The organism is Streptomyces sp. NPDC059852, assembly GCF_042731455.1.
In the GTDB taxonomy this organism is placed as follows: Bacteria; Actinomycetota; Actinomycetes; order Streptomycetales; family Streptomycetaceae; genus Streptomyces.
The window spans coordinates 4,051-28,623 of record NZ_JBHWJK010000039.1 but is presented as its reverse complement, the minus strand read 5'-3'; the positions used below and the strand labels follow the sequence as shown (position 1 = coordinate 28,623).

The following is a 24,573-nucleotide window of genomic DNA, read 5'->3' as shown; positions in this document are numbered from 1 at the left end:
CCGTCCCCCCGGCGCTGGACTGTGGGTGGTTCACCTATGGGTCACCAGCACATGACCGCTGTCTCGCCAGAGCCCCAGGTGGAGTACATACGGACCCGGACCACATAGTGGCGGCCCTTGATCAGACGGGTCCGCACCGTGGCGTTGTGCGGGGTGCCACCATCGTCCGTTCCCGCGAGGTAGCGGGGGCGGCCGTCCCGTTCCTCGAAGAGCACGAGGAGGGTGTCGGCGTCCCCGAAGGTGCCCACCGTGTAGGTGCGTGTCTCCGGAGGCTCGATCGTGAAGTCGGCCTGGGCGCCGGGCGCGAGCCGCAGGGGCACCGAACGGAACGGCACCAGTTCGCGGGGCTCTCGCACCGGGTCCGGCGGATACCAGCGGCGGACGAAGTCCTTGTCGGCGGACGACAGCACGCCCGGTGGGCTGAGGCCCACGCGGAACTGCTCGGGCTCCAGGATCAGCCCCGCCGGGAAGGGGTACCCCATGATCGAGTGCGGGTCCCAGACGGAGCCGTTCACCTCGTGCGCGTCCAGCTTGCGCAGGACGTTGAACCACGTCGTGTCCCGGCTCCAGAAGTTCGGCGGCCCCGCCAGGTCCGTGTAGACCGCCTCGTCGTCCCAGTGGATCCCGGCGAACGGGCTCTGGTGCTCGTGCAGCATGCCCAGCGCGTGCCCGATCTCGTGCAGGGCCGTCCCGCGTTCCCCGGGCGCGGTCAGGTCCCAGCCGACATTCATGGTGCGTTCGTCGAGACCCACGCGCAGCGCGTCCCGGCCGACGGCGGACCAGGAGCCGTCGCCGGTCTGGAAGCCGATCCGCAGTTCCGCCTCCGACCGGTCGTCCACCTCCACGAACGACAGCCCGATCCCGAGGTCGCCCCACTCCTGGAAGCACTCGCGCACAACGTCCCGCTGCTCCTTGCCGCCCACCCACGACACCGCCCGCGTCCGGCCCGTACCGGGGCCGGCGATCACGGACGTGTCGGTGTCCCGGTCGAAGAAGCAGTAGTGCAGGACGGTGCCGTTCACCCACATACGGTGGCCGGAGACGAGCGCGTGGAGCCGCCCGGCGGCCAGCCCCGGTGCGAAGGCCGGCGCCGACTGCTGCGGGAGGGAGCAGTAGCGAGCGGTCATGCCCCCAAGGGTGCCGTCGCGGCGCCCCGCACGCCTGAGTCGAGGGCTACTCAAGTACCGGTGTATCAGACCTGAGTCACCGTGCTCCTAATACCGTGACGAGCTACGAACGCGCGGTCAGGACCCTGGATCCGCCCTGGCCGTTCACCGGCAGGGAGGGCGAACTCGACGTCGTGCGCGCCTCCTTGGGCGCGGGCCGGGACGGCGTCGTCGTCACCGGACCGGTCGGCTGCGGCAAGTCCCGGCTCGTCGCCGAGGCCACGCGCGGGACCGGGTGCGCCCGGGTGGCCGGCACTCCCGAGACCCGGCGCCTCCGCTTCGCCGCGTTCGCCCACCTCGTCCCCGGGACGGTCTCCCTGCACGACGCCTGCCGGCACCTGTCCGACGTACGGCTGCTCGTGGTCGACGACGCGCATCTGCTCGACGACGCCTCCGCAGCCCTCGTCCACCAGCTGGCCGTCCACGGAGGCACCCGCCTCGTCGTCGTCACCACCGACGGGGCACCCGCCCCGGCCGCCGTCTCCCGCCTCTGGACCGGCGACCTGCTGCCCCGCCTCACCCTGGAGCCGCTGTCCCGGGAGGACACCGCGCACCTGCTGGCGGGCGTACCCGGCGCCGCCGGCCTGGAGCCGCTCACCGTGAACCGGCTGCACCGCCTGTGCCAGGGCGATCTGCGCCTGCTGCGCGACCTGGTCGACGCGGTGCGCGAGCGGGGGCTGCTCAGCCGGGTCGACGGCACGGACGGCTGGGCGTGGCGCGGGCCGCTGCCGGTCACCGCGACCGTGCGCGAACGCACTGCCCGGCTCCTGGACCGGTCCTGCCCCGCGGAGCGCGAGACGCTGCAACGCCTCGCGTTCGCCGAGCCGTTGCCCGTCGACCCGGAGCGGGACGCGCTCGACCTGCGCGCGCTGGAGCGACTGGAGGCCGACGGCCTCGTCCGCGTCGACGACCGGGGCGCCGTCCGGCTCGCGCACCCCCTGCACGGCCCGGTCCTGCGGGCGACGGCGGGCCGGCTGAGGGCGCGGCGCCTGTCCCGTACCCCGGACCGGTGCGGCCCCGCCCTGGAGGCCGAGCGGACCGCGCTTCTCGGCCGGATCGAACGGGCGGACGTCCGGACCGTGGCCGCGCCCGTGGGGGAGTGGCTGGTCGCGCAGGGCGCACCGCCGCCCGCCGGGTACGCGGCCGTACGCGCCCGCTACGCCCGCCTGCGCGGTGAGCTGCGGGAGGCCGCGGCCTGGGCCAGGGAAGGGCTCCGCGACGGCACCGGCGACACCGCCTGCCGCCGCGAACTGGCCCTTGCCACAGCACAGTCGGGCGACGCCCCGACCGTGCCCACGATCTCGGGTGGCCGCCCTCACGGGGGTGGGGCGGTCACCCGGCCGACGTCGACGGAGGACGACGCGTACGACGCCGTCCGCCTCGGCGCCCCCGGGCGTGCCGCCGGCCGCCTCACCGGGGTCTTCGCCGCGCACGCCGACGCCCTGGCACGCGGAGACGGCGACGCCCTGGACCGGGTGGCCGAGCAGCTCGGGGCGCGCGGCTTCCTGCTGTTCGCGGCCGAGGCGCACGCGCAGGCGGCCCGCGCGCACCGCGATCCGCGCGCCGCCCGCACGTCCCGCACCCGCGCGGTCGCGCTCGCCCGCCGCTGCCAGGGCGCCCGCACGCCCGCGCTGTCCGGTCTGGCCGTCGGTGAACTCACCGCCCGGCAACGGCAGATCGTCGACCTGGCGGCCGTCGGCCTGAGCAACCGGGAGATCGCCGAGAAACTCACCCTGTCCGTCCGGACCGTCGGCAACCACCTGTACAGCGCCTACGCCCGCCTCGGCGCGAACGACCGGGGCGCCCTCCCCTGGCTGCTGTCCACCCAGGACACGTGCCCGGTCTGACGAACCCCGTCCCAGTCCACCGAACGCCGTCCAGGCGAGCGTACTTGGGCCCCGTCGCCCCTCAAGCCGCCCCGAACGCCGTGAACGCCCAGCCGGTCGCCCGGTGCAGCGCGTCGGCCGGGAGGGCCGACCTCGCGTCGCGCAGGGCCTCCGCGAGGGACAGGCCGGCGTCGAGGCCCTTGTGGAGTGCCAGCATCAGCGGGACCACCGCCGCGTCGTTCACGGGCGCGCTGCACGCCACCACGCCCGCCGTGCCCAGCGGCAGCAACGCCGTGACCAGGCCCAGAAGTTCGTCCGCGCCGACCGACGCGAACCGGGCGGTGTCGCAGCAGGACAGGATGATCCGGTACGGGGAGCGGTCCAGCCGTTCGAAGTCGTGCACGACGATCGGGCCGTCCGCCATCCGCAGCGACGAGAACAGCGGGCTGTCGGCCCGGAACGCGCCGTGCGCCGCGATGTGCGCCAGTTCGGCCCCGTCCAGTTCCTCCAGCACCCGCGGCACCCGCGCGTCGGCGTGTTCCAGGACGACCGCGCCGCCGTACCGGACGGCCAGGTGCGGCACCTCGGCACCGCCCGTCGCCAGCCCCGGCCCGCGGACCAGCACATGCCGGCCCCGCGGCGGCGGCTCGGTCTCCCGGGCCCGCAGCCAGCTGGTCGCCGACGGCGACACGCTCACCACCCGCTCCCGCAGCGACGGCAGCAGCGCCCACGGCACCCGGTGCAGCCGGGCCGGCGGCACGACCACCACGGGACCGTCGCCCAGCTGGGCCGCCGCGGGCCCCAGCAGCAGTTCCTCAAGGCGCCGCCCGGCCGCCTCGACCACCGGCAGTCGCGCCTCCGCCCCCGGATGCGCGAGCCGGCGCAGCCCGGCCTGGACGTGCTCGGCCTCCACCTCCGCCTCCGCCAGCAGCCCGGCCTCGTACCGGCGCACCCGTCCCTGCCCGCACAGCAGCACCTGGACCCGCCCGTCCAGCACGGCGAGCTCCACCAGCCGTACGTCGTCCCCGAGCCGGTCCAGCAGCCGCCCCGGCTCGAAACGGTGCCCGTCGCCCGGGGCGTCGCCCCGCATGTGCAGCGTCCGGGCGCGGATCTCCCGTTCCAGGCGCCGCTGTTCGCGTTCCAGCGCCGGTACCGGACGGGCGTCCATCCGGGCGGCCTCGGCCCGTGCCGCGATCTCCCGGAACGCCGTGAGGTCGCTCTGGAGCTGCGGGTCGGCCGGTGGTCTGGTCGGGGGCGCCGACAGGGCCGTCGCCCGCCAGCGCTCGCTCCACACCAGCAGCCGCCGCGGGCCGCCGGTCTCCAGGCTGGCCTGCTGCGCCAGCGCCGCGAGCTCCGCGCCCTGCGCGCTCGCCCGCGCCCGCAGCTCGGACGCGCCCAGCGTCATCCGGTGCGCGTCCAGCACGTCCAGTCCCCGCCGGCACGCCTCCAGCACCCCGCGCCCCGACCCGGCCGCCCGGGCCCGCAGCGCCTGCGCCGCCCAGCCCGTCATCCGGGCCAGCGGCGGCCCGCTGCGCCGGCTGCGGGCGGCGAGCGCCAGGTGCCGTTCGGCGTCGGCCCGCCAGCCGAGACGGAGTGCGATCCGGCCCGCGAGCAGCGACGCCTCCGGTGCGGCGGGCGCGCCGAAGGAGGCCAGCCGCTCGGCGACCGCGGCCGTGTCGGCGACCAGCCGGCCCGAGCCGCGCCCGGCGGCCACCCGCGCCTCGATCAGCACCAGCCGGGCGTGGGCCTCCCACCAGGGCCGCCGCTGTCCGGTGAACAGCCGTACGGCCATGTCGGCGCGCGCGATCGCGGTGTGCGCGTCCCCTGCGAGCCGGGCCGCCGTCGCGGCCGCCAGCAGCAGTTCGGCCTTCCGGGTGGACTGGCCGCCGATCCGGTCGAGGACGGCGATCGCCGCGTCCGCCTCGGCGAGCGCCTCCGGTGCCAGACCGGCGGCCATCAGCACCTCGCAGCGCCGGATGCTGAGCATGAACGTCGGGGTGCCGAGCTTGGCGTAGCGCTCCTCGGCCTCGTCGAGGAGGCGCAGCGCCGCCGGGATGTCACCCGACCGGAACGCCGCGAGCCCACGGCTCTCCACGGCGTCCGCCTTGTCGTGCTCCTGGCCCGTCGTGTCCCACAGCGTCCCGGCCGCCGTGAAGTCGGCGTCCGCCCGGTCCACCGCGCCGAGCGCCAGGTGCACCGTCGCCCGTAGCGTCAGGGCCCGCGCCGTCCAGATCACGTCATCGGCCTGCCGCAGCACCGGGATCGCCCGGCGGACGTCCTCCAGCGCCTCCCGGTGGTGCCCCAGCACCCAGCGGGCGTAGGCACGCCGGAACAGCACGCGGGCGCGCGGATGCCCGCTGACGCGCTCCACCCCGCGCTCCAGCGCGGCCAGCCCCTGCTGAGTGCGCCCCGCGTGCACCAAGGCGACCCCGAGCGCCGCCAGGACGTCGGCCTCCCGCTCGGCCGACTCCGCGCGGGCCGCGAGATCCCGGGCACGCCGCAGATGGTGCAGGGCGATCCGCATGTCGCCCCAGTCGCGCTGCCAGATGCCGATCACCTGATGGGCCACGGAGGCGTGCAACGGCGACGGATCGGCGTCGAGCACGCCCTCCGCCCTCGCCAGCGCGTCGTTCGGGGCGGCGAACACCATCGGCAGCAGTTCGAGAACCGATTCGCTTCCCGCTGTCACTCCACGGATGGTAGTTGCCCCGGAACCGTGCCACACGGTTTGTCGCTGTATCAATCAGGCGTCCCACGGCTCTGATTGACGACCGTCGCCCCATCGGGAGGACATCCATGGCACCACAGCGATTCCACGAGCAGTTCGAGCAGATCCAGCGCTCCATGCCCGACACCCCCCTCGCGATGGGACCGGACGACTCGGCCGAGTTCATCTACGAGAAGGGTTATGTGCTGGTCCGGGACGGCGAGGACGCCGCCCTCGTCGAGGACACCGTCCGCGCCCACTTCACCGCCCAGCCCGAACTGGTGCAGGACCACGTGCGCCGCGCGAGCCCCCGCACCAACCGCTCCGGCATCACCCGCATCCAGGTCGGCGACCCCGGGGAGGGCGACCGCGGCGGCGACCGGCCCGTGGCGCACGCCCTGCGCGCCCTGCGGGAGGTCGAGGGGCGCGCAGGGCGCCGGCTCGTCAGCCGCAACCACCTGGTGTCGATCGCCGTCAACTCCTGCCCCGGCGACGAACCCGTTCCCGTCGGTCAGGGCGAAGGGCTCAACCCGGCACCGGTCGAGGGCGGTTGGGACGCGGACAGCGCCGTCGGCGTCCTGGTCGTCGACACCGGGCTCATGAACGACTTCCGGTCCTCCCCGCTGCTCGCCCACACCGACGGCGACCTTCAGCTCCAGGAGTGCGACGACGACGGCGTCCTCCAGCAGTACGTCGGACACGGCACGTTCATCGCCGGACTCGTCGCCGCCGTGGCACCCAACACCTCCATCACCGTGCGCAACACCCTCAACGACGCCGGCGCCATCCTGGAGTCCGAGTTCGGCGAGAAGCTCTTCGAGGCCGTCGACCAGGGCGGCTGGCCCGACATCCTCAGCCTCTCCGCCGGCACCTCCAACGGCCGCACCGACGGACTGCTCGGCATCGAGGCGTTCATGCGCGAACTGCGCGGGCAGCGCACCCTGCTGGTCGCCGCCGCCGGCAACAACGGCAGCGCCACGCCCTTCTGGCCCGCCGCCTACGCCGACCTGCCCGACTACCAGGACGCGGTGCTGTCGGTGGGGGCGCTGCGCGCCGACGGCGAGTTCGGCGCCTGCTTCAGCAACCACGGCGCCTGGGTGAAGGTGTACGCCCCCGGCGAGCGCCTCACCAGTGTCCTCACCGGCTTCGAGCGGCCCGTGCCGTACGTCTACCAGCACTCCACCTACGACGCCTGCCGCTACGGCTTCGGCTACTCCTGCACCTGCCAGTCGCCGCGCCACACCGGGGTGCTCAGCGAGCAGGACCCCGGCGCCAAGCCGGACCAGGTGACGTTCGACGGCCACGCGCACTGGAGCGGCACCTCGTTCGCGACCCCGCTCGTCGCCGGGATGATCTCCGCGCACATGTCCGCGCAGGCGGAGAACGACCCGCGCGTCGCCCGGTACAAGATGCTCGCCGCCTCGTCGGGCTTCGCGGAGGTGCGCGGGGCGCATGTGCCGGCCCTGCGCCCCACGACCTGGCGCCCCGTGCCCGTCGGCGCTCCGGCCGCCGGGTCATGACGGTCGGAACGGCCCCCTCCGCGGCGTACGATGACGTGTCGTACACGAGGGGTGGGGTTGTGGACCGTGCAGACGTCGGCGCGTTGGTCCGGTCCGCCGGGGACGGCGACGCGGCGGCCTGGAAGGCGCTCGTGGAAGGGCTGAGCCCCCTGGTGTGGTCGGTGGTGCGGGCCCACCGGCTGGGGGAGGCCGACGCCCACGAGGTGTACCAGACCGTGTGGTTCCGCTTCGCCCAGAACCTGGGGCGGATCCGGGAACCGGAGAAGGCCGGCTCCTGGCTCGCCAGCACCGCGCGGCACGAGAGCCTGAAGGTCCTCAAGAGTCTGCGGCGGCTGACCGTGACGAGCGATCCGCAGCTGCTCGACCGGGTCAGCGAGGAGCGCACGCCCGAGCAGTCGGTCCTCGACGCGGAGGAGGCGGCCGCCGAGAGCGAACGGATCCGCTGGATGTGGCAGGAGTTCGAGGAACTGGGCGAGCGCTGCCGCCAGTTGCTGCGGGTGCTGATGGCGACGCCGCCGCCGAGCTACCAGGAGGTGTCGGCCGCGCTGGGCATCGCCGTCGGCAGTATCGGACCGCTGCGCCAGCGCTGTCTGCGCCGACTGCGGGCGCGGCTCGACGCACGGGGGGCGCTGTGACGGACGACCTGCACGACGAGACGCCGGAGGGCCGGGAGCCCTTCGAGGACGACGGGTTCGACGGCGAGCCGCTGGAGGCGGAGCTGCGCCAGGCGGCCGCCATCCTCGACCCCGTCCCGGCGCAGCTGCGGGAGATCGCCGTAGCCGCCTTCGCGCTGCACGACCTCGACGCCCGGATCGCCGAGCTGACCTTCGACTCGGTGGTCGACGCCATCCCGGTGAGGGGGGCCGAGGACGTCCCCCGGATGCTGACCTTCCGGGCCGGCGAGGTGACCGTGGACGTGGAGGTGACCGCGCAGGGCCTCATGGGGCAGGTGCTGCCGCCGCGGCCCGTCCGTGTCGAGGTGCTGGGCGGGCCGCAGACGGCCGTGGCGGTCGATGCCGACGCCATGGGCCGCTTCTCCAGCGACGCCCCGCTCACCGGCCCGTTCGCCCTGCGGCTGCGGACCGGCGCGGAGGTCGTCGTCACGGAGTGGACGCGGGCCTAGGGGGCGTCTTGTCGATCAGGCCGGGCTCCCGGCGCCCGGCACGCTCCCCAGGGCACGCCCCGGACACCGTTCGGCCCGCCCTGCGGGCGAACGACGGGACTTCGCGGACACGACCCGGGATCAGCGGGTGACGGCGTCCACCAGCGCCGCCAGCGCGCCCGCGAGCCGGGTGAGTCCGGGACCGGCCGGACCGCCCGGCTCCGTCATGTAGGTGTCCCGCCGGATCTCGACCATCAGGGCGGACACCCGCGGATCCGCGCCGTAGAACTCCAGCGGCACGTACGTCCCCGCGAACGGGCTGTCCAGCCCGGTCTCCCCGCACGGCGCGAACGCCTCGCGCGCGGCGGCGAGCAGCGCGGGCGGTGTGTGGAAGGAGTCGGTGCCCAGGCACACCGGCGGCCGGGGGCCGTCGGCGTGCAGCTCGTACGGCAGCGGGTCCGCCGGGTAGGAGTGCACGTCGACGACGACGGCCCGTCCGGTGGCCGCCAGCCGGTCCGCGACGGCCTCCGTCATGGCCTGCGCGTACGGCCGGAAGTAGCGCTCGACCAGCGGCTCGGGGTCGGTGCCGTCGGGGCGCAGCGGCTCCCGGTGCGTGGTCCGCGTGTACACGGCGCCCATCCCGACGGCCAGCATCTCCTCCCGGTCGTCCGGGAACCGTTCGGGATCGACGACGAGCCGGGACAGCCGGTTCACGAACCGCCACGGGGTGACCCCGGCCGCCCGGGCCGCCTCCTCGGCGATCGACGCGGTGTGCGCGTCGGTGATGTGGTCCAGCTCCCGCTCCAGGGCGGCGTCGTCCAGGACGATCCCGGACCGCACCCCGGCCGGTATCTCCCGCGACGAGTGCGGCACGTGCAGGATCACCGGGGACGCGGGGTCGCCGGGAAGGTGGTCGAACGAGGGCGGCACGACGCTCATGCGCTGCTCCGAAGGTGCTGTCGGTGAGGTACGACGATCAAGGTGCCACACGCCACTGACAACGGCCCCGGCGCACGCGGGACGGTCCGGACACGGCTCCGCCCCGGCCGGAAGGACCGGCCGGGGCGGAATCGTGCGGCGAAGGCGTCAGCTCAGGGACGCCAGCGCCTCGTTCCACGTGGCGGACGGGCGCATGACCGCGGCGGCCTTGGCCGGGTCGGGCTGGTAGTAGCCGCCGATGTCGACCGGCTCGCCCTGGACCGCGTTCAGCTCCTCGACGATCTTCTGCTCGTTCGCCGCGAGGGTCTCCGCGAGCGGGGCGAACGCCTTGGCGAGGTCGGCGTCGTCGGTCTGGGCCGCCAGCTCCTGCGCCCAGTACAGGGACAGGTAGAAGTGGCTGCCGCGGTTGTCGATGCCGCCGACGCGACGGGTCGGGGACTTGTCCTCGTTGAGGAAGGTCGCCGTGGCGCGGTCGAGGGTGTCGGCGAGGACCTTCGCCTTGGCGTTGCCGGTCGCCGTCGAGAACTGCTCCAGGGACGGCACCAGCGCGAAGAACTCACCGAGGGAGTCCCAGCGCAGGTAGTTCTCCTTGACCAGCTGCTGGACGTGCTTCGGCGCGGAGCCGCCGGCGCCCGTCTCGAACAGGCCGCCGCCCGCCATCAGCGGGACGACCGACAGCATCTTGGCGCTGGTGCCCAGCTCCAGGATGGGGAAGAGGTCGGTCAGGTAGTCGCGGAGCACGTTGCCGGTGACCGAGATGGTGTTCTCGCCGCGGCGGATGCGCTCCACCGACAGCTTGGTCGCCTCGACGGGGGCGAGGATCCGGATGTCCAGGCCCTCGGTGTCGTGCTCCGGCAGGTACTGCTTCACCTTGGCGATCAGGTTGGCGTCGTGCGCGCGGGTCTCGTCCAGCCAGAAGACGGCCGGGTCGCCGGTGGCGCGGGCGCGGGTGACGGCCAGCTTCACCCAGTCCTTGATCGGCGCGTCCTTGGTCTGGCAGGCGCGGAAGATGTCGCCCGCGGCGACCGGCTGCTCGATCAGCACGTCGCCGCCCTGGTCGACCAGGCGGACCGTGCCGGCGGCCTTGACCTCGAAGGTCTTGTCGTGGGAGCCGTACTCCTCGGCCTTCTGCGCCATGAGGCCGACGTTCGGGACGGAGCCCATCGTCGACGGGTCGTAGGCGCCGTGGGCGCGGCAGTCGTCGATCACGGCCTGGTAGACACCGGCGTACGACGAGTCCGGCAGCACCGCGAGGGTGTCGGCCTCCTGGCCGTCCGGGCCCCACATGTGGCCGGAGGTGCGGATCATGGCCGGCATGGAGGCGTCGACGATGACGTCGGACGGCACGTGCAGGTTGGTGATGCCCTTGTCGGAGTCGACCATCGCCAGGGCCGGGCCCTCGGCCAGCTCGGCGTCGAAGGACGCCTTGATCTCGGCGCCGTCGGCCAGCGACTCCAGGCCCTTGTAGATGCCGCCCAGGCCGTCGTTCGGGGACAGGCCGGCGGCGGCGAGGGCGGCGCCGAAGCGCTCGAAGGTCTTCGGGAAGAAGGCACGCACCACGTGACCGAAGATGATCGGGTCGGAGACCTTCATCATCGTGGCCTTCAGGTGCACGGAGAACAGCACGCCCTCGGCCTTGGCCTCGGCGATCTGCGCGGTGAGGAACTCGCGCAGCGCGGCCACGCGCAGCACGGACGCGTCGACGACCTCGCCCTCCAGGACGGGCACCGACTCGCGCAGGACGGTGGTGGTGCCGTCCTCGGCGACGTGCTCGATGCGCAGCGCGCCGGCCTCGGAGATCACGACGGACTTCTCGGTGGAGCGGAAGTCGTTCTCGCCCATGGTCGCCACGTTGGTCTTGGACTCGGGGGTCCAGGCGCCCATGCGGTGCGGGTGGGTCTTGGCGTAGTTCTTCACCGAGGCGGGGGCGCGGCGGTCGGAGTTGCCCTCGCGCAGGACGGGGTTCACCGCGGAGCCCTTGACCTTGTCGTAGCGGGCCTGGATCTCCCGCTCCTCGTCGGTCCTCGGGTCGTCCGGGTAGTTCGGGAGCGCGTAGCCCTGGCCCTGGAGCTCGGCGATGGCGGCCTTGAGCTGCGGGATCGACGCCGAGATGTTCGGCAGCTTGATGATGTTGGCCGCGGGCGTCTTGGCGAGCTCACCGAGCTCGGCGAGGGCGTCCGGGATGCGCTGGTCCTCGGTCAGGTACTCCGGGAACACCGCGATGATGCGTCCGGCCAGCGAGATGTCCCGCGTCTCCACGGGCACGCCCGCCTGCGAGGCGTACGCCTGGACCACCGGCAGGAAGGAATACGTCGCCAGGGCCGGGGCCTCGTCAGTGTGCGTATAGATGATGGTCGAGTCAGTCACCGGGTGCTCCGCTCCACGTCTGCAACATTGCTCGACATCAAGATATCTCGTGACCGACCCGTCCTCGACAGGGGTCCGGCCACGGGCGCCGGATGCCGCGCGGGGCCCGATCGGTCCCCGTCCGGATCCACGCAAACGGACGGATGGCCTCCGTGCAACCTGATCGCGCGGTTCGGCAGTCATGTAGGGAGATCACCGACCGGCGGCCGGTCCTGACCACCCGGCCGCCCCAGCGAAGGCGGACCATGAGATATCGCACCCGAGTGACGGCCCCGGCGGCCGCCCTCATCGGCACCGCGGCGGCCCTGGCCGGCGCCCCCTCGGCCCAGGCCGCACCGACGGCGGGGGAGCCGGCGGCCACGAAGAAGTCCGGCACCCCGGGGGCGGAGACCCTCGGCGACCGCGTCTATCCCGCTCTCGGCAACGACGGCTACCGCGTCGGCGCGTACGACCTCGACTTCTCCTACGACCCCGCGACCCGCCTGGTCGACGCGAAGGTCACCCTGAGGATCCGCACCACCCAGGCGCTGTCCCGCTTCGCCCTGGACTGCCTCGGCCTCGACATCCGTTCCGTCCGCGTCGGCGGCCGCGCGGCCACCTTCGAGCAGGTGGGCGAGAAGCTGCGCGTCACGCCCGCGCGGACGCTGCCCGACAAGTCCGCGACGACCGTGTGCGTGGAGTACTCGGCGGACCCGCGCCGCATCCCGCAGCCGCTCACCGGGTGGGTCGACACCCTCGACGGGTTCGCGGTCTGCGGCCAGCCGAACCTGGCCCACACCGTCTTCCCCTGCAACGACCACCCGACCGACAAGGCCGACTTCACCTTCCGCGTCACCGTCCCGGCCGGGCTGCGCGGCGTCGCGAGCGGCCTGCTCGTGCGCACCGAGACCCTGTCCGGTGGACGTACGGCGTACACCTACCGCTCGCGCGAGCCCATGGCCACCGAGCTGGTGCAGATCACCGTCGGCGACTATGTGATCAAGGAGCGGCAGGGCCCGCACGGGCTGCCCCTGCGCGACGTCGTCCCCGCCGCCCGCGCCGCCGCGCTGGAGCCGGCCCTCGCGCTGACGCCCGGCCTGGTGGAGTGGCTGGAGGCGCGCCTCGGGGCCTACCCCTTCGAGACGTACGGGCTGCTGCCCTGCAACTCGGACGCCCCGAACGCCTTCGACTTCACCGGCCTGGAGACCCAGACCCTCACCCTGTACAAGCCGAACTACCTCCTCCAGGAGGAGTCCAAGATCGGCTCGCACATGATGCACGAGCTGGTCCACTCCTACTTCGGCAACAGCGTCAGCCCCGCCGACTGGTCCGACCTGTGGATCAACGAGGGCCACGCCGACTTCTACGGCCTGCTCTACCGTTACGAGCGCGGCTGGACCGACTCCCTGGGGCTCTCCACCATGGAGGCCCGGATGAAGAACACCTACGCCCAGGGCGACCAGTGGCGCCGGACCTCCGGGCCGGTCGCGGCCCCGAACGCCGCCAACCTGTTCGACAGCCAGCGCTACCTCGGCGGCGTCCTCGTGCTGTACGCGCTGCGCAACCTCGTCGGCGAGGCCACCTTCAACGCCCTGGAGCGCACCTTCCTCGCCCGCCACCGCAACGCGTCGGCGTCGACGGAGGACTACATATCCGTCGCCTCCGAGGTCGCGGGCCAGGACCTCGGCGGATTCCTCCGGGACTGGCTGTACGGCACGAAGACGCCGCGGATGCCCGGCCACCCGGACTGGACGGTCACCCCGGTGAGCGCCTCGCTCGCCCCGGGCCGCCGTACGCCCGCCCGGAGCCACGACAACTCCGCCACCCTGTAAGGGCAACCCGGTAGGGCCACCCCGAAGGGGCGGCCCCGCCGTCAGTCGAGGCGGACGGGAGCGATCTCGTCCGCCTCCCCGGCGAGGCGCTGCTGCGGGATGGCCACCGCGCCCTGCTGGATCGCCACCGTGCGGGTGGGCGCCGGGATACGGATGCCCTCCCGGCGGTAGCGCCGGTGCAGCCGCTTGATGAACTCGTGCTTGATCCGGTACTGGTCGCTGAACTCGCCGACGCCGAGGATCACCGTGAAGCCGATCCGGGAGTCGCCGAAGGTGTGGAAGCGGATCACCGGCTCGTGGTCCGGCAGCGCCCCCTCGACGTCCTTCATCACCTCGGCGACGACCTCGGCGGTCACCCGCTCGACCAGGTCGAGATCGCTGTCGTAGGCCACACCGACCTGCACCAGGATCGTCAACTGCTGCTCGGGACGCATGAAGTTGGTCATGTTCGTCTTCGCGAGCGCCCCGTTGGGGATGACGATCAGGTTGTTGGAGAGCGCCCGCACGGTCGTCTGACGCCAGTTGATGTCCTCGACGTAGCCCTCCTCGCCGCTGGCGAGCCGGATGTAGTCGCCGGGCTGGACCGTCTTCGAGGCCAGGATGTGGATGCCCGCGAAGAGGTTCGCCAGGGTGTCCTGGAGCGCCAGCGCCACCGCCAGACCACCGACGCCCAGCGCGGTCAGCATCGGCGCTATGGAGATGCCCAGCGTCTGCAGCACCACCAGGAACCCGATGGCCAGCACCAGCACCCGGGTGATGTTGACGAAGATCGTCGCGGAGCCGGCGACCCCGGGGCGGGACTGCGTGACCGACCGCATCACCCCGGCGATCCCGCGCGCCGCCGCCAGCGTCACCACGAAGATGAGCACCACCGTCAGCGACTGGTTCACGTGCCGCTGCACCGTCCGGGTGAGCGGCAGCGCCGCACCCGCCGAGGCAGCGCCGCCGAGGAACGCCGCCCACGGCACCACGGTCCGCAGCACGTCCACGATCAGGTCGTCACCGCTCCAGCGGGTGCGGTCGGCGTGCTTGCGCAGCCAGCGGAACAGGACGCGCAGCGCGAGCGCCGCCAGCAGGCCCGCCGCGAGCGCGATCCCGCCCATCACCAGGTCGTCCACCGTGAGCGCGCGCTTCACCGGTCACCCCCGGGGTGGAAGGCGGTGGCCGGCGGCGCCGCCGGCGGCGCGATATGAGGTGTCGTCACGTTGTCCCCTGCTCGATTCCGCGATGTGCCGTCGCGCCGCCCCCGTCGTCCCCCGTGTCCGGCGCGCGGGCTCATCCTGCCGTATCGCGCACAACAGTTCGTGCCCGGCGGCGGCCGCACCGGCCGCTTCCGGGCATTCTCCCCGCAACGCCCGCCGCCTTCGAGGCGCGACCGGGGCATCGGTGTCGTACAGAGGCGCGGTCGGGGCGCGTGCCCGGCGCCCGTGCCTCGTCACCTGTCCGTGAACGACCCGTGCCGTCCGGCGCCCGCCGCGAAGCGGGCCGCACCCTCCATGCCCTCCGCCAACACCTCCATGCCGTACCGGAGTTCACTCCGCATCGCGGCCGTCTCGTCGAGCCCCTCCTGGTCGAGCACCGACGCCCGGTCGGCCCGCAGGCAGTCCTGGGGGAACTCGGCCAGGGCGGCGGCCAGTTCCTCCGCCTCGGCGCGGGCACGCCCCGCCGGGACGACACGGTTGGCCAGCCCGATGGCGTGCGCCTCCGCCGCCGGCACCGGCCGCCCGGTCAGGATCAGGTCCATCGCGCGGCTCGTACCGATCAGGCGGGGCAGCCGTACCGTGCCGCCGTCGATCAGCGGCACGCCCCAGCGGCGGCAGAACACGCCGAACACGGCGTCCTCCTCGGCGACCCGCAGATCGCACCACAGGGCCAGTTCGAGACCGCCCGCCACGGCGTGTCCGGAGACCGCCGCGATCACCGGCTTCGACAGCCGCAGCCGCGTCGGCCCCATCGGCCCGTCGCCGTCCTCGGCGACCCGGTTGCCCCGCCCGGCGCCCATCGCCTTGAGGTCCGCGCCCGCGCAGAACGTGCCGCCCTCACCCCACAACACCGCCACCCGCGCCTCGTCGTCCGCCTCGAACGCGCGGAAGGCCGCGGCGAGCGCGGTGGCCGTCGGCCCGTCCACGGCGTTGCGCACCTCCGGACGGGAGAGGACGACCGTGGTGACGTGCCCCTGACGCTCGACGCGGACCGGCATGGCGGGGTCCTTTCCCTGTCCCTGGACGGATCTCGTACGGTACTGAGCGGCCCGGCCGCCTACCACCGGAGATCGCACACCTGCCCGGATCGCGTCGGCCTTGACCTCAACATTGCTCGAGGTCCTAGGTTTCCCGCATGAGCATGGAAACGACCGCCTGGACCCAGCTGCACAGCGTCATGAGCGCCGAACGGGAGCGCCGCCCCTTCAGTCGCGTCACGCTGCGCCGTATCGCCGCCTTCGCCCGCCCCCACCGCCGCAGGATCGCGCTGTTCGTCGTGCTGGGGGTGCTGACCGCGCTGCTGGCCGTCGCCACCCCCGTCCTCGCCGGGGACGTCGTCGACACGATCGTCCGCGGCGGCGACGAGGACGCCGTCGTCCGCCTCGCCCTGCTGATCGCGGTGATCGCGGTCGCCGAGGCCGCCCTCGGCATCCTCGGCAGACGCCTGTCGGCCAGGCTGGGCGAGGGACTCATCCTCGATCTGCGCACGGCCGTCTTCGACCACGTACAGCGCATGCCCGTCGCCTTCTTCACCCGCACCCGCACCGGAGCGCTGGTCTCCCGCCTCAACAACGACGTCATCGGCGCCCAGCGCGCTTTCAGCAACACCCTGTCCGGCGTGGTCAGCAACCTCGTCACCCTGGTCCTCACCCTGGCCGTCATGCTCACCCTCTCCTGGCAGATCACCCTGCTCTCCCTCGTCCTGCTCCCGGTCTTCGTCGTCCCGGCGCGGCGCATGGGCCACCGCATGGCCCGGATGCAGCGCGAGGCGGCCACACTCAACGCGGCGATGGGCACCCGGATGACCGAACGCTTCTCGGCGCCCGGCGCCACCCTGGTCAAGCTGTTCGGACGCCCGGAACAGGAATCGGAGGAGTTCGCCGCCCGCGCCCGCCGCGTCGCCGAGATCGGGGTGCGCACCGCCACCGCCCAGTCCGTGTTCATCACCGCGCTCACCCTGGTCTCCGCCCTGGCCCTCGCCCTCGTCTACGGCCTCGGCGGCTGGTTCGCGCTGCGCGGCACCCTGGAGGCCGGCGCCGTCGTCTCCCTCGCGCTCCTGCTGACCCGGATGTACGCGCCGCTCACCGCGCTCGCCGGCGCCCGCGTCGAGGTCATGAGCGCCCTCGTCAGCTTCGAGCGCGTCTTCGAAGTGCTCGACCTGCGGCCGCTCATCGAGGAGAAGCCGGACGCCCGGGACGTTCCCGACGGCCCGGTGTCCGTCGAGTTCGACGGCGTGCGCTTCGGCTACCCGTCCGCCGACAAGGTCTCCCTCGCCTCCCTGGAGGAGGTCGCGACCCTGAACACCCGCGGCGGCGACGAGGTCCTGCGCGGCGTCTCCTTCCGCGCCGAACCGGGACAGACCGTCGCCCTGGTCGGCTCGTCCGGCGCCGGCAAGTCCACCATCGCCCAGCTCCTGCCGCGCCTGTACGACGTCGACGCGGGCGCCGTACGCCTCGGCGGGGTCGATGTGCGCGACCTGAGCGCCGCGTCGCTGCGGACCACGCTCGGCATGGTCACGCAGGACGGGCACCTCTTCCACGACACCGTCCGCGCCAACCTGCTGCTGGCCCGCCCCTCGGCGGACGACACCGCGCTCTGGGACGCGCTGCGCCGCGCCCGCCTCGACGGCCTCGTCCGGTCCCTGCCCGACGGCCTCGACACCGTCGTCGGCGAGCGCGGCTACCGCCTGTCCGGCGGCGAGCGGCAGCGCATGACGATCGCCCGGCTGCTCCTGGCGGGCCAGCGCGTCGTCGTCCTCGACGAGGCCACCGCCCACCTCGACAACACCTCCGAGGCGGCCGTCCAGGAGGCCCTCGCCGAGGCGCTTCAGGGACGGACCGCGCTCGTCATCGCCCACCGGCTGTCCACCGTGCGCACGGCGGACCTCATCCTCGTCGTCGAGGGCGGACGGATCGCCGAACGCGGCACGCACGAGGAGCTGTTGGCGGCCGGCGGGCGCTACGCCGAGCTGTACCGCACCCAGTTCCAGCAACCGCTTTCGGCCAAGGTCGGCCCGCACACCCCTCAGGAACCAACAGACAACGACAGCATCATTGCTTCCACCGGGTCGGCGACCTAGGGTGCGTTCGGTTTCCCCACAGCACCGCACATGATCTGACGCTCCCTCACCACCGTGCAGCGCCGCACCGTCGTCCAGAGGAAGGCCGCCGTCGATGCCGATCACTCCCCCCACTCCCGCCGGCCCGTCGCCCCTGCCCCGCGTCCCGGTCAGCCGCCGCCGTCTGCTGGAGGGCGGCGCCGCCCTGCTCGGCGCGCTCGCCGTGTCCGGCACCTCCGCCGCGGCGTACGCGGCCGACGGGAGCGGCACCGGCGCCGAACCGCCCGAATGGAACGGCGCCATGGGCCTCTTCCAGGTCGGCGCCGAGCCCCCGCACACCACGCTCATGCCGTACGCCGACGTCCGGCAGGCCCTCGCCGCCGACCGCACCCGTTCGCCGTACCGGCTGAGCCTCGACGGCACCTGGAAGTTCGCGTACGCCGAGCGGCCCGAGGACCGGGACACCGACTTCCACCGCACCGACCTCGACGACCGCGACTGGGACACGATCCCCGTCCCGTCGGCCTGGCAACTGCACGGCTGGGACCGGCCGATCTACGTCAACATCACCTACCCCTGGTGGGGCCCCAACGGGCTCGGCGAGGACGCGCAGCCACCCGCCGCCCCCACCCGCTACAACCCCGTCGGCCAGTACCGGCGCACGTTCACCGTCCCCCGCGACTGGGCGGGACGCCGGACCTTCCTGCACTTCGAGGGCGTCAAGTCCGCCCACTACGTATGGATCAACGGGCAGCTCGCCGGCTACCACGAGGACTCCTACGACCCCGCCGAGTACGACATCACCCCGTATCTGCGGCCGGGCACCAACCAGATCGCCGTCGAGGTCTACCGCTACTCCGACGGCGACTGGCTGGAGGACCAGGACATGATCCGCCTCAGCGGCATCTTCCGGTCCGTCCACCTGTACTCCACGCCGCCCGTGCACCTGCGCGACTTCCGCCTCACCACACCGCTGAGCGACGACTACACGGCGGCCGAACTGTCGGTGACCGCGAGCGTCCGCGACTACGGCGGGCGGGGCGCCGGCGAGTACACCGTGGAGACCCAGCTGTACGACGCGGACGGGCACCCGGTGTGGTCCCGGCCGCTACGGCAGACGGCCACCCTCGACGCCGGCGGCGAGAAGACCGTGGAGGCCGCGAAGTCCCTGCCCCACCCGCGGCTTTGGTCCGCCGAGGACCCGTACCTCTACACGGCCGTGCTCCGCCTGCGCGACCCGGCGGGCAAGGTGGTGGAGACCCTCTCCCACCGGGTCGGCGTACGGGAGTTCGCCCTCAAGGACGGCCTGATGCGCATCAACGGCAAGCCCGTCTCCTTCCGCGGGACCAACCGCCACGAGATGCACCCGGTCCACGGCTCGGCCCTCACCCGCGCCGACATGGTCAAGGACATCGAGGTCATCAAACGCCTCAACATCAACAGCGTCCGCACCTCGCACTACCCCAACAACCCGCAGTGGCTCGAACTCGCCGACGAGTACGGCCTGTACCTCGTCGGCGAGACCAACCTGGAGACCCACGGCATCCGCGACCGCTACCCCGGCGACCAGCCCGAGTGGACCACGGCGTGCGTGGCCCGGGCCCGAGCCATGGTCCACCGCGACAAGAACCACGCCGCCGTGGTCATCTGGTCGCTGGGCAACGAGGCCGGCGGCGGCAGCACCTTCCGCGCCATGCACGACTGGATCCGCTCCTACGACCCCACCCGCGTCATCCAGTACGAGGGCGACGACCGGCCCGGCGTCAGCGACATCCGCTCCGCGATGTACGAGAGCCCCGCACGCGTCGAGGCCCGCGCCGCGGACACCGCCGACCGGCGGCCGTACGTGATGATCGAGTACTCGCACGCCATGGGGAACTCCAGCGGCAACTTCAAGAAGTACTGGGACGTCGTACGCCGCCACGACGTCCTCCAGGGCGGCTGGATCTGGGACTTCGCCGACCAGGCTCTCGAGTGGCCCACCCCCGCGCGCACCCTGTTCACCGAGTCCGGCCCGGCCGCCCTGCGCGGCGAGACCGTCGCCCCCGCCGGCACGTTCACCCGCGGCGAGGGCGTCTCCGGCGGCACCGTCTTCGCCCGCGACAAGGGCCTCGACCTCACCGGCTCCCTCACCCTCGAAGCCTGGATCACCCCCCGCCACACCGGCGGCCACCAACCGGTCATCGCCAAGGGCGACACCCAGTACGCCCTCAAACAGAGCGACCGGGCCCTGGAGTTCTTCCTGTACTCCGACGGGCAGTGGACCGCGGTGAACTGGGGACTGCCGGGCGACTGGACCGGCCGCGAGCACCACGTCGCGGGCGTCTTCGACGCGACCGCCGGCACCCTCACCCTGTACGTCGACGGACAGGTCCGCGCCACCCGCACCACCACCCGCCGCCCCGCGAACAACACCGCGCCGCTCGCCCTGTGCACCGACGTCGACAACCCGACCCGCGAGTTCAGCGGCACCGTACGACGGGCCCGCGTGTACGCCCGCGCCCTGAGCGCCGCCGAACTGGCCGACGAGGGACGGGGGAGCGGCGACGACGGCGTACGGTTCTGGTTCGACGCGGCCACCGTCCAGGTCACCGAACGCCGCCCCCGCGACAAGACGTTCCTCGCCTACGGCGGCGACTGGGGCGACATCCCCAACGACGGGGCGTTCTCCGGGGACGGCATCGTCACCGCCGACCGGACACTCACCGGCAAGTCGGCCGAGGTCAAGCGGGTGTACCAGGCGATCGACGCCGCCCCCGCCGACGGCGAGGCGCTCGCGCCCGGCGCCGCGCTCACCCTCACCAACGAGTACCTGTTCACGAACCTCCGTGCCTTCGACGGACGGTGGGAGCTGGTGGCCGACGGCGAGGTCGTCCGGCACGGCCGCCTCAGCCGGTCCCAGCTGGACGTGGCACCGCTGTCCAGCAAGCGGATCACCGTCCCCTTCGACGTGCCGAGAAAGCCGGCACCGGGCACCGAGTACTTCCTGCGGCTGTCGTTCACCACCCGGGAACGCACGAAATGGGCCGAGCCCGGCTTCGAGATCGCCGGGAAGCAGCTCCCGGTCGACGCGGACGCCCCCGCGGTGACCCCGGTCCCGCTCGCGAGCGTCCCCGCCGTGCGCCACACCGACGGCGAGAAGGCCGTCACCGTCAAGGGCCGGAACTTCTCGGCGACCATCGACAAGTCGACCGGCGTCATCACGTCGTACGAGGCGGACGGCGCCCCCCTGCTCGTCTCCGGCCCCGCCCCGAACTTCTGGCGGGCCCCCACCGACAACGACCGGGGCAACGGCCAGCACACCCGCAACCAGACCTGGCGCGACGCCGGCACCCACCGCGAGGTCACGGACGTCACCGTGCGCGCCGTGCGGGACCGGGCGGTGGAGATCGAGGTCACCGGCACCCTGCCCACCACCACCCCGTCGACGTACACCACCACGTACACCGTCTTCGGCAACGGCGAGATCAAGGTCGACAACACCCTCCACCCGGGCGCGGCCTCACTCCCGTACATCCCCGAGGTCGGCACCCTTCTCCTCCTGCCGGCCCGGCTGGAGAAGCTGCGCTACTACGGACGCGGCCCCGAGGAGAACCACTGGGACCGTAACGACGCCACCGACGTCGGCCTGTACTCGGGCACCGTCCCGGGCCAGGGCACCCCCTATCTGCGCCCGCAGGAGAACGGCAACCGGACCGACGTCCGCTGGTTCGCCCTCACCGGCGGCCACGGCCCGGGCCTCCTCGTCACCGGCGAACCCCTCGTCGAGGTCAACGCCTCGCACTTCACCCCCGAGGACCTGTCGACCGGCGCCCGCCACGCCTACCAGCTGACCCCGCGCGAGGAGGCCGTCCTGCGGATCGCCCACCGCCAGATGGGCGTCGGCGGCGACGACAGCTGGGGCGCGCACACGCACGACGAGTACAAGCTGTTCGCCGACCGGGACTACTCCTACACGTACCGCCTGCGCCCGCTGCGGAACGCGTCGGAGGCGATGCGCGCGTGGCGGCGGCCCACCGCGCTGGAGTGACGGGGCGAGGCGGCGCCGCCGGGAAAATCTGTCGAGTGCGTCCGGGCGGACACCTAGTCTGACGGCATGTCCCACGGCAAAACCGCCTTCGTCTGCCTCCCCTGCAGGGCTTCGTACAAGCAGCCCTACGACAGGGACCGGCCCCGCCGGGTCTGCCCGCGCTGTGCGCGGACGCTGATCCACGCGGGGTCGGCGTTCGCCGCGCCGCCACGCCGGGACCGCGAGGCGTGGCGCGTGCTCGGCGTCCTGCTCCACGCGGGCGTCCGCTTCCACAAGAGCTGCTGCGGCGGGCCGGGGTTCCGTCCGCGCACGCTGCGGGAGGTACGCGCACGGCTGACGTACGCCCGCCGCACGGGCGAGCCCTTCGCCCGTGCGCTCGTGCGCTACGACGTGCCATGACGGAGACCGCCGCGAGCCTGGCACGCTTCGTGACCCCACCCACGGTGCCCGTCGACGCCCGAGGAGACTGGCCGGCCGGCGAGGCCGCGCTCGGGACACGGCTGCCCGGGGACTACAGGCACCTCGTCGCGGCCTACGGCTGGGGCGAGTTCTGCGACTACCTCCGGCTCCACACCCCGTTCGGCACCAGCCGGTACAACGGTCTGGCATGGCAGAGCGGCAGGCGGTCGGGTACGGCGGAGAGGGACCGGGAACGCTCCCCGTACCCTCTCCATCCGGCTCCGGGCGGACTGCTGATCTGGGGCGGCACGATCGACGCCGACCGGCTCTGCTGGCTCACCACGGGCACCCCCGACCGCTGGCCCGTCGTGGTGTGGAGCAGGGACGGCCGGTACGAGACGCATCCCATGGGTACCGCGGCGTTCATCGAGGAGTGGGCCAGGGGACGCGTGAGCTCCCGGCTGCTCGCGGACATGGAGCCGGGGCCGGCCCCCTGGTTCACCGCGTTCCGGCCCCGTCTTCACCGTTGCCTGCGCCTCACGGAGGGCCCCCTCGATCACGAGCGACGCCTGGCGATCCTGCGGGACGCGCTGGCGCCGACCGTGGACCGGGGCACCTGGCGATCGGAACAGGGCGACGCGGGCCAGGATCACTTCGCCACCGTCGGTACGGACTGGCTGCTGACGTACGACATGGCCCGTCCGCACCAGATCCGGATCTCGTTCCCCCCTGAGGACGCTCCGGAGGCCGGTCGGCGCCTCTTCGCCGCCGTCCGGAGGATGCGGTGCGAGGTGACCCGGATCAGCGCGTCCCGGGGTGAGGCGCTTCCCGCCTGGGGAGCGGTCGCGACGGAGGACACACCCAGAGAGACCTAGCCGGCCGGAGGGTCGCGGGGGACCGGGCTACGCAGCCCCGCGCCGATAGCGCTCCGCCGCCCGCCCACCCGACCCCCTGCGCACTTCCAGTTCCGCCGAGGCCAGCTGGGACACCGCGTCCGGGTCCGTCAGGCCGGGGACGCAGACGACCTCGCCGGTCTCCAGGGCCGCGAGGGAGGCCGTGACCACGTCCTCCGGCGGCATGCCGCCCTCGTCGTGGGTGCGGCGTTCGCCGCTCACCGGGGTGGCCCCGGCGCCCAGGTGGAACTCGGTCGCCGTCAGACCGGGGCAGACGACCTGGAGCCGTACCGGCGTGCCGGCCAGTTCCGCGGCGAGGGTGCGCGTGAAGGTCACCGCGTAGCCCTTCGTACCCGCGTAGACGGCCCGCCGGGGGAGTGGGTCGGGCGGCAGGTCGCCGGCGAACGCCAGCAGGGACGCCACGTTGATCACGGCACCCCGGCCGCGCGTCAGCATGCCCGGCACCGCGGCCCGTGTGAGCGCCGTCAGGGCCACGACGTTCACCCTCAGCACGCGGTCGAGGAGGGTGGCGTCGGCCTCGGCGAACGGTCCGTAGCCGTTGATGCCGGCGTTGTTCACCAGCAGGTCCACGTCGTCGCCGGACACCCGCTCCGCGACGCGGGCCAGGTCGTCCGGGTCGGCGAGATCCGCCACCAGCGTCTCGACGCCGGTCACGCCGTCCGCGCGCAAGTCCCGCGCCAGGGCCTCCAGGCGCTCGGCCCGCCGGGCCACCAGGACCAGGTTCCGGCCGCGTCCGGCCAGCCGGGTCGCGTACTCCCAGCCGATCCCGGAGGAGGCCCCCGTCACGAGGGCCGTGCCGGGTGCGTCGTGCGATGTCATGCGTGTGATCCCTCCGTCGTCGCCGGGCGCCGGGCCGGCGGGGTTCCCGGAGCGGGCGCCCGCCGGCGCCGGGTGACCCGGCGGGCCGGAGGTGAAACGTGGCGGCGCGCCGCACGGACGACCGTCGGGCGAGGCCACCGCGTGGGCGACGTGTGGAGGCGGCCCGGTGTGCCGAACCGCTCGTACGCCTGCGCGGTGATGCGCGGGACCGTCGGCGGCCGTGGCGGAGGCCCGTGGCCTGAACGCCCCCGCCATGTGGCCGGAATGACGGGGCATCACCTGGAACGGCCACGCGAACGCCCCTGACGGCGTCCCGGCATGACAAGCTGGGCCCGCCCGTCCCGCCGAACCCAGGAGGTCACCATGACCGCAGAGCAGCCCGCCACGGAAGGTTCGGAACCGGCCGACGCCGAGACGTCCTCGCTGACACCGGACGACGACGGCGCATACGACCTGAAGCGCAAGTTCCGTGAGGCCCTGGCGCGCAGGCGCGGTGCCCAGGCCGACGCGGCCGAGGTCGCCGGGCACGCGAACGCGTCGAAGGTGCGTTCGGCCCACGGCCCGGCCGCGAGCCAGCGGTCGTTCCGCCGGAAGAGCGGCGGCTGATCCCACCTCCGGGGAGAGAGCCGAAGAGGGGGCCGGGCCGTGGGGGGCGCGCCCGCACCGTTATGTCCCCCGGTGACGACCCATATATATATTTTTGGCCCCCCCCG

General features: G+C 73.4%; 17 protein-coding genes. 10 read left to right on the top strand and 7 right to left on the bottom strand.

Annotated features, from left to right (window positions below; genetic code table 11):
• Nucleotides 1-41 precede the first annotated feature (41 nt).
• Nucleotides 42-1,127 (bottom strand): M12 family metallopeptidase, encoded by a 1,086-nt coding sequence (locus ACFV46_RS32055; RefSeq protein ID WP_385500802.1) that lies wholly within the window; start codon nt 1,125-1,127, stop codon nt 42-44.
• A gap of 95 nt (nt 1,128-1,222) precedes the next feature.
• On the opposite strand from ACFV46_RS32055, the gene ACFV46_RS32050 reads away from it, so the two are divergent.
• A complete protein-coding gene (locus ACFV46_RS32050) occupies nt 1,223-3,013 on the top strand; it encodes a LuxR C-terminal-related transcriptional regulator (RefSeq protein WP_385500801.1) in 1,791 nt (596 codons plus the stop codon).
• A 61-nt stretch (nt 3,014-3,074) separates the two neighbouring features.
• On the opposite strand, the gene ACFV46_RS32045 is transcribed toward ACFV46_RS32050, so the two are convergent.
• Complete coding sequence (locus tag ACFV46_RS32045) at nt 3,075-5,642, bottom strand: CHAT domain-containing tetratricopeptide repeat protein (RefSeq protein WP_361925377.1); 2,568 nt, start codon at nt 5,640-5,642, stop codon at nt 3,075-3,077.
• A 146-nt stretch (nt 5,643-5,788) separates the two neighbouring features.
• Between ACFV46_RS32045 and ACFV46_RS32040 the strand changes: the two genes are divergently transcribed.
• Genes ACFV46_RS32040 through ACFV46_RS32030 form a run of 3 tightly spaced genes read left to right on the top strand, consistent with a single transcriptional unit; the run spans nt 5,789 to nt 8,342 of the window.
• On the top strand, nt 5,789-7,219 hold the full coding sequence (locus ACFV46_RS32040) for a S8/S53 family peptidase (RefSeq protein WP_385500800.1): 1,431 nt from the start codon (nt 5,789-5,791) through the stop codon (nt 7,217-7,219).
• A 59-nt stretch (nt 7,220-7,278) separates the two neighbouring features.
• Complete coding sequence (locus tag ACFV46_RS32035) at nt 7,279-7,854, top strand: sigma-70 family RNA polymerase sigma factor (protein WP_361925339.1); 576 nt, start codon at nt 7,279-7,281, stop codon at nt 7,852-7,854.
• Nucleotides 7,851-8,342: a hypothetical protein gene (locus ACFV46_RS32030; protein WP_376727863.1), complete on the top strand. Its 492-nt coding sequence runs from the start codon at nt 7,851-7,853 to the stop codon at nt 8,340-8,342. Before ACFV46_RS32035 ends, ACFV46_RS32030 begins: the two co-directional genes overlap by 4 nt.
• 120 nt (nt 8,343-8,462) lie before the next feature.
• Here ACFV46_RS32030 and ACFV46_RS32025 read toward each other — a convergent pair whose 3' ends face one another.
• Both ACFV46_RS32025 and ACFV46_RS32020 read right to left on the bottom strand, forming a co-directional pair.
• Nucleotides 8,463-9,260: an N-formylglutamate amidohydrolase gene (locus tag ACFV46_RS32025; RefSeq protein ID WP_376727862.1), complete on the bottom strand. Its 798-nt coding sequence runs from the start codon at nt 9,258-9,260 to the stop codon at nt 8,463-8,465.
• 147 nt (nt 9,261-9,407) lie between these two features.
• Nucleotides 9,408-11,627, bottom strand: a complete 2,220-nt coding sequence (locus ACFV46_RS32020) for an NADP-dependent isocitrate dehydrogenase (RefSeq protein ID WP_385500799.1) — start codon at nt 11,625-11,627, stop codon at nt 9,408-9,410.
• Nucleotides 11,628-11,872: 245 nt separating this feature from the next.
• On the opposite strand from ACFV46_RS32020, the gene ACFV46_RS32015 reads away from it, so the two are divergent.
• Nucleotides 11,873-13,438: a M1 family metallopeptidase gene (locus ACFV46_RS32015; RefSeq protein WP_385500797.1), complete on the top strand. Its 1,566-nt coding sequence runs from the start codon at nt 11,873-11,875 to the stop codon at nt 13,436-13,438.
• Nucleotides 13,439-13,479: 41 nt separating this feature from the next.
• Here ACFV46_RS32015 and ACFV46_RS32010 read toward each other — a convergent pair whose 3' ends face one another.
• Both ACFV46_RS32010 and ACFV46_RS32005 read right to left on the bottom strand, forming a co-directional pair.
• The gene (locus tag ACFV46_RS32010) at nt 13,480-14,574 is read right to left on the bottom strand and encodes a mechanosensitive ion channel family protein (protein ID WP_361925344.1); all 1,095 of its coding nucleotides are present in this window, start codon (nt 14,572-14,574) and stop codon (nt 13,480-13,482) included.
• 299 nt (nt 14,575-14,873) lie between these two features.
• Nucleotides 14,874-15,638 (bottom strand): crotonase/enoyl-CoA hydratase family protein, encoded by a 765-nt coding sequence (locus ACFV46_RS32005; protein ID WP_385500796.1) that lies wholly within the window; start codon nt 15,636-15,638, stop codon nt 14,874-14,876.
• A 143-nt stretch (nt 15,639-15,781) separates the two neighbouring features.
• Between ACFV46_RS32005 and ACFV46_RS32000 the strand changes: the two genes are divergently transcribed.
• From ACFV46_RS32000 to ACFV46_RS31985, 4 genes are all read left to right on the top strand, one after another.
• Nucleotides 15,782-17,719: an ABC transporter ATP-binding protein gene (locus ACFV46_RS32000; RefSeq protein WP_385500814.1), complete on the top strand. Its 1,938-nt coding sequence runs from the start codon at nt 15,782-15,784 to the stop codon at nt 17,717-17,719.
• A 94-nt stretch (nt 17,720-17,813) separates the two neighbouring features.
• Nucleotides 17,814-21,728 (top strand): glycoside hydrolase family 2 TIM barrel-domain containing protein, encoded by a 3,915-nt coding sequence (locus ACFV46_RS31995; RefSeq protein ID WP_385500795.1) that lies wholly within the window; start codon nt 17,814-17,816, stop codon nt 21,726-21,728.
• Nucleotides 21,729-21,794: 66 nt separating this feature from the next.
• Entirely contained in the window at nt 21,795-22,127 is a 333-nt protein-coding gene (locus ACFV46_RS31990; protein ID WP_376727856.1) for a deoxyxylulose-5-phosphate synthase, read from the top strand.
• A complete protein-coding gene (locus ACFV46_RS31985) occupies nt 22,124-23,002 on the top strand; it encodes an SMI1/KNR4 family protein (protein ID WP_385500794.1) in 879 nt (292 codons plus the stop codon). Before ACFV46_RS31990 ends, ACFV46_RS31985 begins: the two co-directional genes overlap by 4 nt.
• A gap of 27 nt (nt 23,003-23,029) precedes the next feature.
• On the opposite strand, the gene ACFV46_RS31980 is transcribed toward ACFV46_RS31985, so the two are convergent.
• The gene (locus ACFV46_RS31980; RefSeq protein WP_385500793.1) at nt 23,030-23,860 is read right to left on the bottom strand and encodes an SDR family NAD(P)-dependent oxidoreductase; all 831 of its coding nucleotides are present in this window, start codon (nt 23,858-23,860) and stop codon (nt 23,030-23,032) included.
• 363 nt (nt 23,861-24,223) lie between these two features.
• Between ACFV46_RS31980 and ACFV46_RS31975 the strand changes: the two genes are divergently transcribed.
• Nucleotides 24,224-24,466, top strand: a complete 243-nt coding sequence (locus tag ACFV46_RS31975) for a DUF5302 domain-containing protein (RefSeq protein ID WP_361925355.1) — start codon at nt 24,224-24,226, stop codon at nt 24,464-24,466.
• The last annotated feature ends 107 nt before the right edge of the window (nt 24,467-24,573 follow it).